General features: G+C 69.5%; 1 protein-coding gene. It reads right to left on the bottom strand.

Features of this window, described 5'->3' with window-relative positions:
- A partial coding sequence (locus RISW2_RS23250) for a PrpR N-terminal domain-containing protein (protein ID WP_043776074.1) occupies positions 1 to 367 on the bottom strand: 367 nt, incomplete at both ends.

Raw genomic sequence — 367 nt, 5'->3', positions numbered from 1 at the left:
GCGGCGAGATCCGGCGCGCCGTGGCCAGCGCGTTCATGACCTCGAAACCGCTGATCTTGACCTGCACCACCGGCACCGTGACGTGGCGGCGCAGATAGCTGCCGTTCAGGCCGGCCGCCACCACCACGTCGACGCGGCCCTGGCGCGCGGCCTCGTTGATGACGCTGGCGGCGGCGTCGAAACCGGCTTCGATCAGCTTGAATTCGCCGCGCTGGGCGTAACTGGGCAGGATCTGGGCGAAGGTGCGGGCGATGCGCGCCACGCCCACGGCCCAGATGCGCGGCAGCGCCGCCAGGTCGGATTCCACGGGTGTCGGGACAGTCAGCATGGCGGCATCGGGAGCGAAGGTCGAAGTGGGGATTTCATC

The sequence above is a fragment of the Roseivivax isoporae LMG 25204 genome (genome assembly GCF_000521865.1).
GTDB lineage: Bacteria > Pseudomonadota > Alphaproteobacteria > Rhodobacterales > Rhodobacteraceae > Roseivivax > Roseivivax isoporae.
The sequence above is the reverse complement of the archived record's forward strand: the minus strand, read 5'-3'. Positions and strand labels throughout refer to the sequence as shown.